This is a genomic window from Pseudomonas bohemica, assembly GCF_002934685.1.
Lineage (GTDB): Bacteria > Pseudomonadota > Gammaproteobacteria > Pseudomonadales > Pseudomonadaceae > Aquipseudomonas > Aquipseudomonas bohemica.
This window is the reverse complement of record NZ_NKHL01000059.1, coordinates 1-15,963: the sequence shown is the minus strand read 5'-3', so window position 1 is coordinate 15,963 and position 15,963 is coordinate 1. Positions and strand designations below refer to the sequence as shown.

The 15,963-nt window shown below is 60.9% G+C and carries 11 protein-coding genes; 4 read left to right on the top strand and 7 right to left on the bottom strand.

Translation table 11 applies throughout. The features are described 5' to 3' along the window. Nucleotides 1–262: 262 nt before the first annotated feature. From CE491_RS01220 to CE491_RS01200, 5 genes are all read right to left on the bottom strand, one after another. A complete protein-coding gene (locus CE491_RS01220) occupies nucleotides 263–565 on the bottom strand; it encodes a DUF5629 family protein (RefSeq protein WP_110946556.1) in 303 nt (100 codons plus the stop codon). 147 nt (nucleotides 566–712) lie between these two features. Further along, nucleotides 713–2,038 (bottom strand): MFS transporter, encoded by a 1,326-nt coding sequence (locus tag CE491_RS01215; protein ID WP_110946555.1) that lies wholly within the window; start codon nucleotides 2,036–2,038, stop codon nucleotides 713–715. Nucleotides 2,039–2,183: 145 nt separating this feature from the next. Then, nucleotides 2,184–3,764, bottom strand: coding sequence for an aldehyde dehydrogenase (NADP(+)) (locus tag CE491_RS01210; RefSeq protein ID WP_110946554.1), 1,581 nt, complete (start codon nucleotides 3,762–3,764; stop codon nucleotides 2,184–2,186). 143 nt (nucleotides 3,765–3,907) lie between these two features. After that, complete coding sequence (araD1, locus tag CE491_RS01205; RefSeq protein ID WP_110946553.1) at nucleotides 3,908–4,900, bottom strand: AraD1 family protein; 993 nt, start codon at nucleotides 4,898–4,900, stop codon at nucleotides 3,908–3,910. 50 nt (nucleotides 4,901–4,950) lie between these two features. Beyond that, nucleotides 4,951–6,267, bottom strand: a complete 1,317-nt coding sequence (locus CE491_RS01200; protein WP_110946552.1) for an MFS transporter — start codon at nucleotides 6,265–6,267, stop codon at nucleotides 4,951–4,953. Nucleotides 6,268–6,488: 221 nt separating this feature from the next. On the opposite strand from CE491_RS01200, the gene CE491_RS01195 reads away from it, so the two are divergent. Together CE491_RS01195 and CE491_RS01190 are read left to right on the top strand one after the other, a co-directional pair. Beyond that, nucleotides 6,489–8,231: an IlvD/Edd family dehydratase gene (locus CE491_RS01195; RefSeq protein ID WP_110946551.1), complete on the top strand. Its 1,743-nt coding sequence runs from the start codon at nucleotides 6,489–6,491 to the stop codon at nucleotides 8,229–8,231. A gap of 206 nt (nucleotides 8,232–8,437) precedes the next feature. Continuing rightward, nucleotides 8,438–9,160 (top strand): FadR/GntR family transcriptional regulator, encoded by a 723-nt coding sequence (locus tag CE491_RS01190; protein WP_110946550.1) that lies wholly within the window; start codon nucleotides 8,438–8,440, stop codon nucleotides 9,158–9,160. A 225-nt stretch (nucleotides 9,161–9,385) separates the two neighbouring features. Here CE491_RS01190 and CE491_RS01185 read toward each other — a convergent pair whose 3' ends face one another. Both CE491_RS01185 and CE491_RS01180 read right to left on the bottom strand, forming a co-directional pair. Next, nucleotides 9,386–10,078, bottom strand: coding sequence for a sensor histidine kinase (locus CE491_RS01185; RefSeq protein WP_110946549.1), 693 nt, complete (start codon nucleotides 10,076–10,078; stop codon nucleotides 9,386–9,388). Further along, nucleotides 10,075–11,679, bottom strand: a complete 1,605-nt coding sequence (locus CE491_RS01180; protein WP_110946548.1) for a tetratricopeptide repeat-containing response regulator — start codon at nucleotides 11,677–11,679, stop codon at nucleotides 10,075–10,077. The genes CE491_RS01185 and CE491_RS01180 overlap by 4 nt, the downstream gene beginning before the upstream one ends. A 460-nt stretch (nucleotides 11,680–12,139) precedes the next feature. Here CE491_RS01180 and CE491_RS01175 point away from each other — a divergent pair, with 460 nt between their 5' ends. Both CE491_RS01175 and mqo read left to right on the top strand, forming a co-directional pair. Next, nucleotides 12,140–13,780, top strand: a complete 1,641-nt coding sequence (locus tag CE491_RS01175; RefSeq protein ID WP_110946547.1) for a methyl-accepting chemotaxis protein — start codon at nucleotides 12,140–12,142, stop codon at nucleotides 13,778–13,780. A 434-nt stretch (nucleotides 13,781–14,214) separates the two neighbouring features. Continuing rightward, nucleotides 14,215–15,855, top strand: coding sequence for a malate dehydrogenase (quinone) (mqo, locus tag CE491_RS01170; protein ID WP_199884935.1), 1,641 nt, complete (start codon nucleotides 14,215–14,217; stop codon nucleotides 15,853–15,855). Nucleotides 15,856–15,963: the final 108 nt, after the last annotated feature.

Genomic DNA, 15,963 nt, shown 5'->3' with positions numbered 1-15,963 from the left:
CTGCATCCCCTGTGGGAGTGAGCTTGGGTTTGCCGCCGGACTGCATCCCCTGTGGGAGTGAGCTTGGGTTTGCCGTCGGAATGCATCCCCTGCGGGAGTGAGCTTGGGTTTGCCGTCGGAATGCATCCCCTGTGGGAGTGAGCTTGCTCACGAAGGGTGAGGTTCGGCCGCCAGAGGTGAAGCGGGTACACTCGCCGGATCGGCGAACAAGCTCACTGCCACAGGTCATTCGTCAGCCGTTGAGCCAGCGGTTGCCTTGGCGTCAGCCCTGCTCGTCGTCTTCGTCGTCTTCATCACTGGCGGCAAACGCGCTGAGCACGACGATGCGGTGATCTGCGTTGCCGTCGTTGACGACCCAGCTTTGCAGTTCGCTGTCGAACTCGGCGGCGTCAACTTGCGCCAGCGAGAAGCGCCAGACCTTGCGCTCGCGGCCGTCCATGCTTTCGATCTGCAGCATCTCGTCCAGGTTGAATTCGAAGGCGTGCAGGCCGTCGACCTCGAGCATGCTGTGTGAGATGAGCGCGGTTTGCAGGGCAGCGCGCAGGGTGTCGGGCGTAGAAGTCATGGCAGTCATTCGCTTAGGTCAAAGCACGAATGATAGGTCAAAAGGCGCCACTTGGGGGCTGCGAACCTTCTGAGGCGAGTCCCCTACGACCTGTGGAAGCAAGCTCGCCCCCACAGGCTGATTGCTGGCCCCAGACAGTGCGCGCGATCACTCCTGCGCTGCTTCGTTGGCGTAATAGCGCTTGGGAATGCCCCAAACGATCAACGCGATCGCCAGCACGCTCACCGCAAACAGGGCGAACAGCGCTGGAGTCGCGGTGCCGGTCAGGTCCTTGATGCGGCCGACCATGAAGGGCGCGATGACGCCGCCCAACTGACCCAGCGAGTTGATCAAGGCGATACCCGCCGCCGCTGCGATGCCGCTGAGGAAACGTGGCGGGATGGTCCAGAAGATCGGCATCCAGGCGATGATGCCGGTCATGATCATGGTCATGCCGATCATGAGCGGGGCCAGTTGGCCGGGGAACAGCGCGCAGACCAGATAACCCACCGCCGTCAGCGTCGCGCAGGCTGCCATGTGCCAGCGGCGTTCGCGGTGACGATCGGAACTGGCGCCAATCAGCAGATTGCCGATCACTGCGCCGACGTACGGAATCACCGTCAGCAGACCAATATTCAAGGTGTCGGCCACGCCCGTGCTCTTGATCAGCTGTGGCATCCAAAACAACAGGCCGGTGAGCGCCATGACCAGGCACAGGTAGATCGCCGACATCACGTAGGTAGTCGGGTGTTTCCAGATGTCCTTGACCTTCTGCGGCGTCGTGGGCTGGACCTCTTTGGCCATGCGCGACAGCACCACCTGTTTTTCCTGAGCACTGAGCCAGGTCGCGTCTTCGATGCGGTCCTTCACCAGCCAGAACACCACGGCGCCCAGCAATACCGAAGGGATGCCTTCAAGCAGAAACAGCCACCGCCAGCCGGCCAGCCCCATCACCCCGTCGAAGTGGCCGAGGATCAGACCCGCGATCGGGCCACCGACGATACCGCACAGGGGAATGGAGCTTTTGAAGTAGGAATTGACCCGCGCACGTCGTGAGCTGGGGTACCACTGGGTGAAGAAATACAGCACGCCTGGCACGAAGCCGGCTTCCATCACGCCGATCAGAAAACGCAGGGTGTAGAACCAGAACTCGGTATGCACGAACATCATGCAGGCCGAGGCGATGCCCCATGAAACCATGATCCGCGCGATCCAGATCCGCGCGCCGATCTTGTGCAGCAACACGTTGCTGGGGACTTCGAAGAGAAAATAGCCGACGAAAAACAGGCTCGCGCCCAGGCCGTAGATCGTCTCGCTGAAGCCCAGGTCGCTGGCCATCTGCAACTTGGCGAAGCTGATGTTGACCCGGTCCAGATAGGCGAACAGGAAGCAGCAAATGAACAGCGGCACGATGCGCCAGCTGACCTTGCGGTAGATGCTGTCTTCCAGCGCGTCGGTGTCGAGCTGTTCCAGCGGGATGGCGTTGGCGGTCATGCGGCGCACCTCGTTTGTTTTTATGTGGGTGTCGGGTGATGAGACGGTTCTCACACGCGGATCGGTAATCGTTCCCACGTTCTGCGTGGTAACCGGCTCGTGACGCTCCGCGTACGCTAACCCAGAGCACGGGAACGATCAGGATTCACACAGCAGCAGTGGTATTCACCCCATCCACTAACCGCTGAATCCCCAGCGGGTTGGCGCTTTTCAAGGCGTCGGGCAAGGCGTTGTCGGGGTAGTTCTGGAAACACACCGGGCGCAGATAACGGTCGATGGCCAGCGTGCCGACTGACGTACCCCGTGCATCGGAAGTTGCCGGGTACGGTCCACCGTGAACCATCGCGTCCACCACCTCCACACCGGTCGGATAGCCGTTGATGAGGATGCGGCCGACCTTCTGTTCCAGCAGCGCGGTCAGTTCGCTGAAACGCTGCAGGTCATCGCCATCGACCAGCAGCGTGGCGGTGAGTTGACCGTGCAAGCCGAGCAAAGCGTCAGTGAGCTGCGCTTGATCGGCGACTTCGACGACGATCGAGGTCGGCCCGAAGACTTCCTCCTGCAGCAGCTCGTCACCGCCGAGCAGCAGGCTGACATCGGCCTTGAACAACTGCGGATGGGCCTGATCGCCCTGTTGCTCGCTGCCCGCCAGATGTTCGATTCCCGCGTGAGCGTGCAAGGCTTTAACGCCTCGGCTGTAGCTGCTCAGGGTGCCGATGTTGAGCATGGTCTGCGGCGGCTGATCATTGATCTGTGCCGCCAGACGTTTCTGAAATTCAGTGAAGGCCGGGGAACGCAGGCCAATGATCAGACCGGGATTGGTGCAGAACTGTCCGCAGCCCTGGACGATTGAAGCCGCCAGTTCCGAGGCAATGCGCTCGCTGCGCAGGCCCAATGCCTGAGGCAGGATGATCACCGGGTTGATGCTCGACATCTCGGCGAACACCGGGATCGGTTGCGGGCGCGCGGCAGCCATGTCGCACAATGCACGACCGCCCTTGAGCGAGCCAGTGAAGCCGACCGCCTGGATCGCCGGGTGTTTGACCAGCCACTCGCCGACGCCACCGCCGTAGATCATATTGAACACGCCCTTGGGCATGCCGGTCTTGTCGGCGGCACGCAGCAAGGCGTCGGCCACCAGCTCCGCAGTTGCCATGTGGCCGCTGTGAGCCTTGAACACCACCGGGCAACCCGCCGCCAGTGCCGAAGCGGTGTCGCCACCGGCGGTAGAAAACGCCAGCGGAAAATTGCTGGCGCCGAACACCGCCACCGGGCCGAGACCGATGCGGTACTGGCGCAGATCAGGACGCGGCGCGGGCTTGCGATCGGGCAGCGCCAGGTCGATGCGCGCGCCGTAGAAATCGCCGCGACGCAGGACTTTGGCGAACAGTCGCATCTGCCCGCTCACGCGACCGCGTTCGCCTTGAATACGCGCAGTGGGCAGCGCCGTTTCGCGGCAGACGGTGGCGATGAAATCGTCGTCCAGTGTGTCGAGTTCGTCGGCGATCGCGTCGAGAAACTGCGCGCGTTTCTCTGCACTCAGCGAGCGGTACGCCGGATAGGCCGAGGCGGCGGCTCTGGCGGCGGCATCGACCTCCTCGACGGTCGCCTGGTGGAAATCGTGAGGCAGGTTTTCACCGGTGCTGGCATCGACGCTATAGACGATGGTGGAGCCGGCGGCGCTGCGTGCGCCGCCGATGTAGTTGTGGCCGAGGATCTTGGTCATTGAGTGAGGTCCTGTAAGCAAATCTGCCGTACAAACGGCAGCTTGTATGGGTGCGCCTGCCCGCGATGGCGGCGTATCGCCGACCATGAATGTCACCGGCGGATCGCAATCGCAGGCAAGCGCGCTCCTACAGCGTCATGATTTCAAAGTTGAGTGATCCCGCCCGGCGCAAACACCGCTTCGGTCGGCGCGATGCCGTTGACCAATGGTGCGCCGAACTCGCTCTGGCTGATCTCGAAATGATCGCCTGGCTGAGTCTTGATGCCGTCGGCGAAGGACAGGGTCGCGGTGCCGAAAAAATGCACGTGCACGTCGCCCGGACGCAGGAACTGGTTGTATTTGAAGTGGTGGTATTCGAGGTTTTCCAGGCTGTGGCACATGTTGGCCTCGCCGCTGAGGAATTCCTTCTCCCACAGCACTTCGCCGTCACGCAGGATGCGGCTGGTGCCCGCCAGGTGCTGCGGCAGATCGCCCACGCGCAACTCCGGGCCGAACGAACAGGCGCGCAGCTTGGAGTGGGCCAGGTACAGGTAATTCTTGCGCTCCATGATGTGATCGGAAAACTCGTTGCCGATGGCGAAACCCAGCCGATAGGGTTTGCCGTCGTGGCCGATCACGTACAGGCCGCTCAGCTCGGGCTCTTCACCGGCGTCCTCGGAAAATGGAGGCTGTGGAAAGGCTGCGCCGGGACGAATGACGATGCCGCCGTCGCCCTTGTAGAACCATTCCGGCTGCACACCCGCCTGACCGGCTGCGGGTTTGCCGCCCTCGATGCCCCATTTGAACATGCGCATGGTGTCGGTCATGGCGGATTCGTCATTGCCGTGCTGGTGCATTTTGTCGCGGGCCGAGGCGCTGCCCAGGTGAGTCAGACCGGTGCCGCTGACCAGCAGGTGAGCCGGGTCCGGGTGGTCCAGCGGCGGCAGGATCATCAGGTCGGCGCGCAACTGCGAGTAATCGTGGTTGTCGCCCAGGCCCAGGCTGTCGACCTGCTCGGCGAGGGAGATTTTCCTGTCGATGGCCGCCAGCGCCAGTTCACGCGTACTGATCGCGCCCTGCACCTCGCGCACCAACAGACCGTCCACCAGCCCGACACGACGCTGGCCGTTACCCAATTCGAATTGAACCAAATGCATGGAGTTTCTCCTTTCCAGATGATTTGCACGATCCCGGTAGGAGCGTGTCATTAACGAGAACTGCGGGCGCTGGCCGCGAATTTGGACTCCGGTAATACGTGCCTGCGTTCCAGCACGCGATACACGACGCCGGTCAGGATCAATCCGCAGATCATCACGCCCGAGAGAAAATACAGGCCGCTGGCGAGGTTGCCGGTGAGTTCTTTCAGCCAGCCGATGACGAACGGACCGATGTAACCGCCCAGATTGCCAACCGAGTTGATCAGGGCAATCCCGGCCGCCGCACTGGCGCCTGCGAAGAAGCGCCCCGGCAGGGTCCAGAACACCGCCGTGCAGGAAAACAGCGAGAACGCCACCAGACACAGCGCCGCCAGCTGCAGCACCGGCACACTGAGGAACGCGCTGAGGAACAGGCCAATCGCGCCAATCACATAAAGGAAGGCCAGATGGCCGTAGCGATCGTTCAAGCGGTCGGAACTGCGCGGGATGATCAGCAAGCCGACAATGCCGAAGATGTACGGCACCGCAGAGACGAAACCGGTGACCAGATCGCTGCCGCCGAATTGTTTAATCAGCGTCGGCAGCCACAGACCCAGGCCATAGATGCTCAAGGTCACCGGCAGGTAGAACAGCGCCAGCAACAGCACGCGCTTGTCCTTGAGGGCGTGCAACGGATTGCCGTGACGGGTCTGGCCGTATTCTTCAAGGTCCTTTTTCAGTTCACTGGTCAGCCAGTCTTTCTCGACCGGGTCCATCCACTTCACATCTTTCGGGCCATCCGGCAACCAGCGCAGCACCGGCCAGGTCAGCAGGATCGCAGGTGCGCCAATGCACAGGAACAGCCACTGCCAACCGTGCAGGCCAGCAATCCCTTCCATGCCCAGCAGACCGCCGGAAATCGGGCCGGTGATCATCATGGCGATAGGTTGCGAAAGGATGAACAGCCCCAGGATCTTGCCGCGATGGCGGACCGGGAACCACTGGGTGATGTAATAGAGCACACCCGGAAAGAAGCCCGCTTCGGCCGCGCCGAGCAGAAAGCGCATGACGTAGAAACTGGTCGGGCCCTGCACGAATGCCATGCCCATGGTGATCGCACCCCAAGTGATCATGATCCGCGCGAACCAGCGCCGTGCGCCGAAGCGTTCGAGCATCAGGTTGCTGGGGATTTCCAGGAGGAAGTAACCGATGAAGAACAGACCCGCGCCCAAGCCATAGGCCGCATCGCCGATGCCGACGTCCGCGCCCATGTGCAGCTTGGCGAAGCCCACGGCTGAACGGTCTACATAGGCGATCAGGTACAACAGGATGAGAAAGGGAATGAGTTTCAGGGTGATGCGACGAATAAGCCTGAGTTCCTGGCTCATGTATGCGGTCTCCACGTTGTTTTTGTTATGCAAGCGTCGCGGGGATCGCCTCTGCCTCGTGTGTGCCGATGATTGCAGTATCCGGCTGGCAGGGTCGTCCCTCGATGAGAACCGACTATATAGTATTACTATTTGACGTTACAACACTTCCACTCGGACGATTTTCGGCCTATTTTAGTCAGCACGCGAAGCCTTTAGTCTTACAATAAGAGTGCTGATTTATGTCTGAGTCCAATAAAAAACCTGTCCTGCGTTCTGCCCAATGGTTCGGTACCGCCGACAAGAATGGCTTTATGTACCGCAGCTGGATGAAGAACCAGGGCATCGCCGACCATCAGTTCCAGGGCAAGCCGATCATCGGCATCTGCAACACTTGGTCCGAACTGACTCCGTGCAACGCTCACTTCCGCACCATCGCCGAACACGTCAAGCGTGGTGTCATCGAAGCCGGTGGGTTTCCGGTTGAATTCCCGGTCTTCTCCAACGGCGAATCGAACCTGCGTCCGACAGCAATGCTGACGCGTAACCTGGCAAGCATGGACGTCGAAGAGGCGATTCGCGGCAACCCGATCGACGGCGTGGTGCTGCTGACTGGCTGCGACAAGACCACCCCCGCCCTGCTGATGGGCGCGGCCAGCTGTGACGTGCCGGCCATCGTTGTCACCGGCGGGCCGATGCTCAACGGCAAGCACAAAGGCAAGGACATCGGCGCCGGGACCATCGTCTGGCAGATGCACGAGTCTTATAAGGCAGGCCAGATCAGCCTCGACGAATTTCTCTCCGCCGAAGCCGGCATGTCGCGCTCGGCAGGCACCTGCAACACCATGGGCACCGCCTCGACCATGGCCTGCATGGCTGAAGCACTGGGCACCTCGCTGCCGCACAACGCGGCGATTCCGGCAGTGGATTCGCGGCGTTATGTGCTGGCGCATATGTCTGGCATGCGCGCGGTGCAGATGGTCAACGAAGACCTGCGCCTGTCGAAGATCCTCACCAAGGAAGCCTTCGAAAACGCCATTCGCGTGAACGCGGCCATCGGCGGTTCGACCAACGCGGTGATTCACCTCAAGGCCATTGCCGGGCGCATCGGCGTCGATCTGGAACTGGACGACTGGACCCGTATCGGGCGCGGCATGCCGACCATCGTCGACCTGCAGCCGTCAGGTCGCTTCCTGATGGAAGAGTTCTACTACGCCGGTGGCCTGCCGGCCGTGTTGCGCCGCATGGATGAGGCCAATCTGCTTCCCCATCCACACGCGCTGACGGTCAACGGCCAGAGCCTGCGCGAGAATGTGAAGAACTCGCCGATTTATGGCGAGGACGAAGTGATTCGTGCGCTGGATAACCCGATCCGGGCTGACGGCGGGATCTGCGTCCTGCGCGGCAATCTGGCGCCATTGGGCGCGGTGCTCAAACCCTCGGCAGCGACCCCGGCGCTGATGCAGCATCGCGGGCGTGCAGTGGTGTTCGAGAACTTCGACATGTACAAAGCCCGCATCAACGATCCGGATCTGGACGTCGACGCCAACAGCATTCTGGTGATGAAAAACTGTGGCCCGAAAGGTTATCCGGGCATGGCCGAAGTCGGCAACATGGGTCTGCCGGCCAAGCTGCTGGCCCAGGGCGTGACCGACATGGTACGGATTTCCGACGCGCGCATGAGCGGCACGGCGTACGGCACGGTGGTGTTGCACGTGGCGCCGGAAGCGGCAGCGGGTGGGCCGTTGGCGGTGGTGCAGGAAGGCGATTACATCGAGCTGGATTGCGCGACCGGGCGCCTGCATCTGGACATTCCTCAAGAGGAACTGGACGCGCGGCTGGCCGACTGGCAAGCGCCGCAACAGTTGTTGGTGGGGGGTTATCGTCAGCTGTACATCGACCATGTAATGCAGGCCGACCAGGGCTGTGATTTTGACTTCCTGGTGGGGATGCGGGGATCGGAAGTGCCGCGACACTCTCACTGATTGATGCAATAACGGTAGGAGCGCGCTTGCCCGCGATGAGTCAGGTCATTCAGCTGTATGGCTCTGACACCCTCATCGCGGGCAAGCGCGCTGTGACACGGTTGTAGCTCAGGCATGAAATCTTCCGACATTTGCACTCGCGCCCACCGCTCTCCGCCAATGCTATGATGCGCGGCATTTACCGCTCAGGATTGCCTCGCGCCCCCATGGATTACCGTAAGCCCTCCGACCGCAAAAGCATGCACTCGCGCATCGTCCAGGACATCGGCATGCAGATCGTTTCAGGTCGCTTCAAGCCTGACGACAAGCTTCCCGCCGAAGCGCTGCTGTGTGAAGAGTATGCGGTCAGTCGCCCGGTGTTGCGCGAAGCGACTCGGGTGCTGGTGGCCAAGGGGCTGGTGTATTCGCGGCCTCGTGTGGGCACGGTGGTCAAGCCGCGTCGCGAATGGCACATACTCGATCCTGACGTGCTGCACTGGATGATGCAGAGCTCCCCGCAGAACGAATTCTTTGCGCTGCTGACCAGCGTGCGCAGCATCATCGAACCGGCTGCCGCCGCATTGGCCGCTCAGCACGCAACGGCCGATGAAGTCGCCGCCATTGGCGAGGCTTACCAGCGCATGGAGGCCGCGCCAACCGTGGAGGACGTGCTGCAACCGGACTTGGATTTCCACAGCCGCATAGCCGACGCCACCCATAACGACCTGCTCGCGCACCTGTGCAACATGCTGTCGCTGGCCTTGCGCGAGGCGTTGAAGCACTCCAACAAGCGTCCCAATCTGCACGAACTCGCCCTGCCCCGGCATAAGGCAATCCTCACCGCCATCGAAAACCGCGACGCCCTCGGCGCCCACCACGCCACGCTGGTCCAGTTGGACGACGCGCGCAATGCGTTGAATGTGGTGCTGGGGCAAGGGTTGAAGTTGTAAACGCCGCGGCCTTTACCCGGTGTTGCCACGAGTACGGTTCCCTTCTGCCCGAAAGGCGTGGGAACTGGCTTGCCTGCGATCTGGCGCGAAGCAGCAGTAAAATCAGCCTTTGCATTCTTCCGGATACACCGTCTACACGGGGTTTCTGCCGGTCCCCGACAGATCGCAGGCAAGCCAGAGACTATGGCCTGCAGCCAAAATCAACATCGGTATCGCAACCTCTGTTTACGGCAAATACATCCGAAACACCCCACCACCCAATGCCCCGCCGTTGCCGATCTCGATGTGGCCCTTCACACCCTGGCGCTGATGCTGGCGCGCGATGTTCGCGGCGAAGTAAAGGCCCAGACCGGTGCTGCCGCTGCTCTGGTTGATACCCAGCACATAATCGGTCTGGTGCTCGATCATGTGTTCGGGGAATCCGGGGCCGTCGTCGTTGATGCTGATGACCAGTTGCTCGCCAACCTGCCCCGCGCTGATCAACACTTCTTGCCGCGCATAGCGAATGGCGTTGATCACCACGTTGGAGACCACCGAGCCGATGAGTTCGCGGTCGAAGAAAACAGGCAGACCAAAATCTTCAACCTCATAGCGTGCAGCGATGCCCCGACTGTTCAGCACCTCCTGATGGAACGCCAATTGCGCCTCGATGAAGTCGTCCAGCTCGTGGTAATCCGGACGCAACGGCAGCTGGTTCACTCCCAGTTTGTACAGCCCCAACAGCTGTACCAGCATGCCGTTCAGATGCGCGAATTCGTAGTCGATCACGCCCTGCCCGGTGGTCCCGCGATGCGCCTCGGGCAGTCGCTTGACCCACTCCCCGTGGGCCTGGATCAGCGAGGCCAGCGAGTTCTTCATGTCGTGCACGGTGGAGGCAATCACCATGGAGAAATCCAGCCCCGGATCCTGATCTGTCATTGGCCAAACGCCCTGATTCGCAGTTTCTGATAACGGTCGTAACGTGGATCGGTCTCGGGCATCTTGCCCACCATTTTCAGACTGTTCTGGCACTCCGTGAGGCTGGCGGCATCGAGGTTCTGCACACCCAGGTGCAGCAGCGACTGGGCCATGTTCAACGCAATACTGATGTTCTTCGGTTGCAACGCCAGCGCCTGCCGGAACAGATCCTGCGCCTCGCCCAGCTTGCCGGCGCGATAGCTGCGGATGCCCTGCATGTTCAGGTCGATGGCGGCTTTGCCGGCGCCGAGGATTTGCGGATCGTCGGTCTGTTTGGCGATGTTCTGCATGACCGCCGGGTCGTCGCCGTAGATTTCCGCACAGCTTTTCAGAATGCCGGCGCCCGCCGATTCGTGCCCCAACTGCTTGAGCTGGACAGCGACGGCCAACGCCGCGTCGGCGCTGAGAAATTGCTCCATGCCTTCGAGACGTGCCATGGCCTGCTCGGTCAGTTTGGCGGCCATTTCCGGGTCGGAACTGGCGACGCTGGTGGCCTTCATCAACCGCGTGCGCACCTGCAGGCCGGCGTCGTTGGTGTGCTCCTTGGCGACATCGCCCAGGGTTTGGTTGATCTCTACTCGGGTGTGCGCATCCAGACCCCGCTCGCCACCGCGACTGATCAACGCCTGTGCCAGCCCTAGATTCGTTTCAGGATCCTTGAAGCGGGAGAACTGCCCTTGGGAAACAGCCTGCCGATAGGCTTTCGACGCCCCATCGAAATCCTGGTTGTCCAGCGCCAGCTTGCCGAGTAGCCGCTGACGACGCACCGCATAGGGCGACAGCCGCACCGCTTCTTCGAGCATTTTCTGCGCGCGACGGTTGTCGCCGCTGGCAATCAGCACATCGGCCAGTCCGTCGAACAGCACCGGCATCGCGTTGAATGCGCGAATCGCTTCTTCATATACCGCTTGCGCCTCAGCGTTGCGCCCACGCTTGAACAACAGCTTGCCCAGCGCCGCGAAGGCCCAGGGTTGTGGCCGATCGGCGAGGATCGATTTGAGAAAGGCTTCCAGCGGCTCGTGCTGGTCGAGGTCACGCAGCGCATCGGCCTTGTAGCGCAGACACAACGGCGCGAAGCGCGGGTCCTGCCTGGTCAGGTTGACGCAGGCCGCCAACACCTCGGCCGGTTTGCCACGATCCAGCGCCTGTAGGATCGGCTTGAGCAGGGTCTTGCGCTGAACGATCTTCTCCAGCCGCTGGGCCAGGCTCGCGCGGTTGAACGGCTTGGTCAGGTAGGCGTCCGGCTCCCACTCCAGCGCGCTCATGACCATCGCCTGGCCATTCTCGGCGGTGACCATGACGAATACGCTTTCGTGGCTGATCAGCCGGTCGGTCATCAAGTCTTCGAGGACCTGCTGGCCGTTCTTCTTGCCGTCGCCCAGATTGAAGTCGTGCAGGATGAAGTCGTAGCGCTTCTGCGAGCAGGCCTTGATCGCCTGTTCGCCATTATCAGCGGTGTCCACTTCCTTGACGCCCAATTCGCGCAGCATCGACCTGACTGAGCTACGGAAATCGGAGAAATCATCGACGATCAGAAAGCTTTTTTGGTTCCACGCCAGCATCGAGATTCCTGTCACGGGAGAAAATCCGCCCAAAGGCAGTTACATAAAGGATCGACTTCACAACCCCGTTTTGGGGAGCAGATGATAGCCAACATCAATTGCCATCAAGCTGTTTCACGAAAGCTCTGGCCAATTGCAGCGCGGCAAGACGCCGCTCCCTCGGGTTATCGGCGGCGCCGGAGTAAAGCTTAGGTGAAGGCAGCGGGGAAAAGCGATCTTCATGCACATCCATTTCTGCTTGCCGCAAGTGACTTGTGACGCACTCAGGCGCTCACGAAGCACGAACTATTTCTGCAGGCGTTTGCACACGGATCGTGGATCGAAAGTCCGCAAAAAAACCTTGAATATCAACGTTCGTGGCAGTTGTTCCCAAATGTGTAAAGTCCGTCATTTCGCCGCCGATACCCAGAGAGAGCGGCACATTCAGCCGCAGCTATCCCTCCTGCCCGAGTACTGACCCATGTCCTGGCTGACCAATCTGAAACTCAAGTCCAAGCTCCTGTTCGCGTTTAGCCTGTGCGCGTTGATCACCGTCGTCGTGGGCGTGTTGGGACAGAACGGCATCTCGCGTCTGTATCAGCTGTTCCAGGAAACGGTCGAGAACAGCATGCTCTCGATCACCAAGGTCGACTCGGTCAAGGCCAACGTCATTGCCACCAACCGCGACTTTTTCAAGATCATCGGTCTGAGCGCGCTCAAGGCCAGCCCGGACGACATCAACGCGGCGATTCAATCGCTCAAGGAAAATCAGGCGCAGGCTGACAGCGACTTCGCCATCTATCTCAAAACCCCGATGGAGCCAGACGAAAAGGCTGCGGGTGAAGACTTCCTGCGCGACTGGCCTGCCTATATGGCCGCCGTGCAGAACACCTTGAGCGTGATTCAGAGTGGCGATATCGAACAGGCCAGCAAGCTGGCAGCCAGCAGCGTAACGCCGACGTACCGCAAGACCATGGGCGAGCTCAAGATCATCATCGAATCCAATGCGCGGCAGGCCGGCGAATCGGCCCAGGCCGGTATCGAGACAGATCAACAGGTCACTTGGGTGCTGGTCATCGGCTCCCTGATTGCGGTGATCTGCGCCATTGCTTTGGGCTTGATCGTCACGCGAATGATCACTCGGCCTATTTACCTGTCGGTGGAAAGCGCGGCCCGCGTGGCCAGCGGTGACCTGACCCAAGCCATCGCCGTGGGTGGCCAGGACGAAACCGGTCAGTTGCTCAAGGCGCTGTCCAACATGCAAGGCAGCCTCAAGGGTACCGTGCAGCAAATCGCCAACGCCTCAGATCAGCTGGCGTCCGCGGCCGAAGAGCTGACCGCGGTGACCGACGACAGCACCCGTGGGCTGCAGCGTCAGAACGATGAGATTCAACAGGCCGCCACCGCAGTGAATCAGATGACGGCCGCCGTCGAGGAAGTTGCGCGCAACGCTGCCAGCGCCTCGCAAGTGTCGACCCAAACCGCGGACGATGCGCTCAAGGGCCAGCATCAGGTGCAACAGGCAGTCACCGCGATGAACACCATGACCGTGGAAATCAACGATTCGACCCAACGCGTCGAAGCGCTGGCCGGGCAAATCCGTGACATCACCAAGGTACTGGACGTGATTCGCGGCATCGCCGAACAGACCAACCTGCTGGCACTCAACGCTGCCATCGAAGCCGCTCGGGCCGGTGAACAAGGCCGCGGTTTTGCGGTAGTGGCGGATGAGGTTCGTGCTCTTGCCCACCGCACCCAGGTCTCGACCGGCGAGATCGAGTCGATGATCACGCAGGTGCGCAACGGCGCCGATGAAGCCGTGCAGGCCATGGGCAAGAGTCAGGCGATCGCGGTGAACACCCAGACCCTGGCTACCGAAGCCGGTCTGGCGCTGGAGCGCATCAGTGAGGGCGTCAGCCAGATCAACGAGCGCAACCTGGTCATCGCCAGCGCCGCCGAAGAACAGGCGCAGGTCGCGCGGGAAGTGGACCGCAATCTGGTGAACATTCAGGACCTCTCGGCGCAGACTGCCGCGGGCGCCAACCAGACCAGCGCCTCAAGCCAGGAACTCTCGCGTCTGGCGGTGTCGTTCAATACGATGGTGGGCAAGTTCACGCTGTAGCCTCCCGTGCCGCATCTCCCATGGCAGCAGGGCTTGTGCCGGGCGTTTTCGAGGAAGACGCCCCGTCCTGAGCCGCAAAGCCATCCCTTCGCCACCTGTGACACATTGGCGTATTGACTAAAACGTCATCTGTTTTGTCGCAAATCACATTTCAGATACAATCGCCGCCCCTTTGCAGGTCGCTTGGACCTGATGACCGAGTCCTGCGGGGTTGATGTTTACTCAAGCTGCTGAATCCAATGATCGAATAAGAAGCCAGCACCGAGGGACATAGAACGGGAGGCCGCCAGACTCACTGGCCTCTTGACCCTTCCTCCTCCTCTTCCGAGAGCGAAGCCTGTCCGATGTTTGCGCCGACTCCGGCATGCAGCGCGGCGGGACAGCGCCTGAAGAAGGGCTGCAGGCGGATAACTTTCTATCTATTGGATGACTCAATGTTCAAGAAAACGAGCAAGGCGCTTCTGGGCCTGGCGATTTCCGCGACCTTCCTGCAAGCCCATGCCGCAGAAAGCAAGAAAGTCGATGTGCTGCTGATTGGCGGCGGCATCATGAGTTCGACCCTGGGTATCTGGCTCAACGAGTTGGAGCCGAGCTGGTCGATGGAAATGATCGAACGTCTGGACGGCGTCGCCGAAGAAAGCTCCAACGGCTGGAACAACGCCGGCACCGGCCACTCCGCCCTCGCCGAGCTGAACTACACCCCGGAAGACAAAGACGGCAAGATCAACATCTCCAAGGCCATCGAGATCAATGAAGCGTTCCAGATCTCTCGTCAGTTCTGGTCCTGGCAGGTCAAGAACGATGTGCTGAAGAACCCGCGCTCGTTCATCAATTCCACGCCGCACATGAGCTTTGTCTGGGGCGATGACAACATCGAGTTCCTGAAGAAGCGTTACGAAGCGCTGCAGGCAAGCCCGCTGTTCCGCCCGATGCAGTTCTCCGAGGACCACGCGCAGATCGCCAAGTGGGTCCCGCTGATGATGGAAGGTCGTGACCCGAATCAGAAACTGGCCACCACCTGGACCCCGATCGGCACCGACGTCAACTTCGGCGAAATCACCCGGCAGTTTGTGGGTCACCTTCAGACCAAGAACAACTTCACCCTGAAGCTGTCCAGCGAAGTCGAAGACATCTCGCGCAATGAAGATGGCTCCTGGCACGTCGAGTACAAGAACCTGAAAGACGGCACCACCACCGGCGCCGACGCCAAGTTCCTGTTCATCGGCGCCGGTGGCGGCGCGCTGAAACTGCTGCAGAAGTCCGGCATTCCTGAAGCCAAGGAATACGCGGGCTTCCCGGTCGGCGGTTCGTTCCTGGTGACCGAGAACCCAACCGTCGCCATGCAGCACATGGCCAAGGCTTACGGCATCGCCTCCACCGGCGCGCCGCCCATGTCGGTTCCGCACCTGGACACCCGCGTGCTCGATGGCAAGCGTGTGATCCTGTTTGGCCCATTCGCGACCTTCTCCACCAAGTTCCTGAAACAGGGTTCGTACCTGGACCTGTTCAGCAGCATGACCACCCACAACTTCTGGCCGATGACCAAGGTCGGTGTCGAGCAGTACCCGCTGGTCGAGTACCTCGCGGGCCAATTGATGCTGTCCGACGACGACCGCTTCAAGGCCCTGCAGGAATACTTCCCGCACGCCAGGAAAGAAGACTGGCGTCTGTGGCAAGCCGGTCAGCGCGTGCAGATCATCAAGCGTGACGAAGAAAAAGGCGGCGTGCTGAAACTGGGTACCGAAGTCGTTTCTTCCCAGGACGGCAGCATCGCCGGCCTGCTGGGCGCTTCGCCAGGCGCCTCGACCGCCGCACCGATCATGCTCAACGTGCTGGAAAAGGTCTTCAAGGACAAAGTGGCGACGCCTGAGTGGCAAGCGAAGATTCGTCAGATCGTTCCAAGCTACGGCACCAAACTGAACGACTCGCCTGCCGCCGTACAGCAGGAGTGGAACTACACCGCCGAAGTCCTGCAGCTGGACAAACCGCCGGTCATCGACCAGAGCGTCGGCACCAGTACCGCTACGCCGAGCAAGCCGGTCGAAAGCAAGCCTGCGAACGACATGGCGCTGTAACCATCACTGCCGTTATCGGCACGGATGACTGTCTAGTCCTGAAATAGGTTTACACCTGTTTTACCCTCAAAACGCCCGATGCACCGCATCGGGCGTTTTGTATTTCAA

Excerpts from the sequence above, each read along its gene's own strand:
- CE491_RS01200 (WP_110946552.1), bottom strand. The coding sequence starts at position 6,267 with ATGAGCCAGGAACTCAGGCTTATTCGTCGCATCACCCTGAAACTCATT.
- araD1 (WP_110946553.1), bottom strand. The coding sequence starts at position 4,900 with ATGCATTTGGTTCAATTCGAATTGGGTAACGGCCAGCGTCGTGTCGGG.
- CE491_RS01220 (WP_110946556.1), bottom strand. The coding sequence starts at position 565 with ATGACTTCTACGCCCGACACCCTGCGCGCTGCCCTGCAAACCGCGCTC.
- CE491_RS01195 (WP_110946551.1), top strand. The coding sequence starts at position 6,489 with ATGTCTGAGTCCAATAAAAAACCTGTCCTGCGTTCTGCCCAATGGTTC.
- CE491_RS01190 (WP_110946550.1), top strand. The coding sequence starts at position 8,438 with ATGGATTACCGTAAGCCCTCCGACCGCAAAAGCATGCACTCGCGCATC.
- CE491_RS01185 (WP_110946549.1), bottom strand. The coding sequence starts at position 10,078 with ATGACAGATCAGGATCCGGGGCTGGATTTCTCCATGGTGATTGCCTCC.
- CE491_RS01215 (WP_110946555.1), bottom strand. The coding sequence starts at position 2,038 with ATGACCGCCAACGCCATCCCGCTGGAACAGCTCGACACCGACGCGCTG.
- CE491_RS01175 (WP_110946547.1), top strand. The coding sequence starts at position 12,140 with ATGTCCTGGCTGACCAATCTGAAACTCAAGTCCAAGCTCCTGTTCGCG.
- mqo (WP_199884935.1), top strand. The coding sequence starts at position 14,215 with ATGTTCAAGAAAACGAGCAAGGCGCTTCTGGGCCTGGCGATTTCCGCG.
- CE491_RS01180 (WP_110946548.1), bottom strand. The coding sequence starts at position 11,679 with ATGCTGGCGTGGAACCAAAAAAGCTTTCTGATCGTCGATGATTTCTCC.
- CE491_RS01210 (WP_110946554.1), bottom strand. The coding sequence starts at position 3,764 with ATGACCAAGATCCTCGGCCACAACTACATCGGCGGCGCACGCAGCGCC.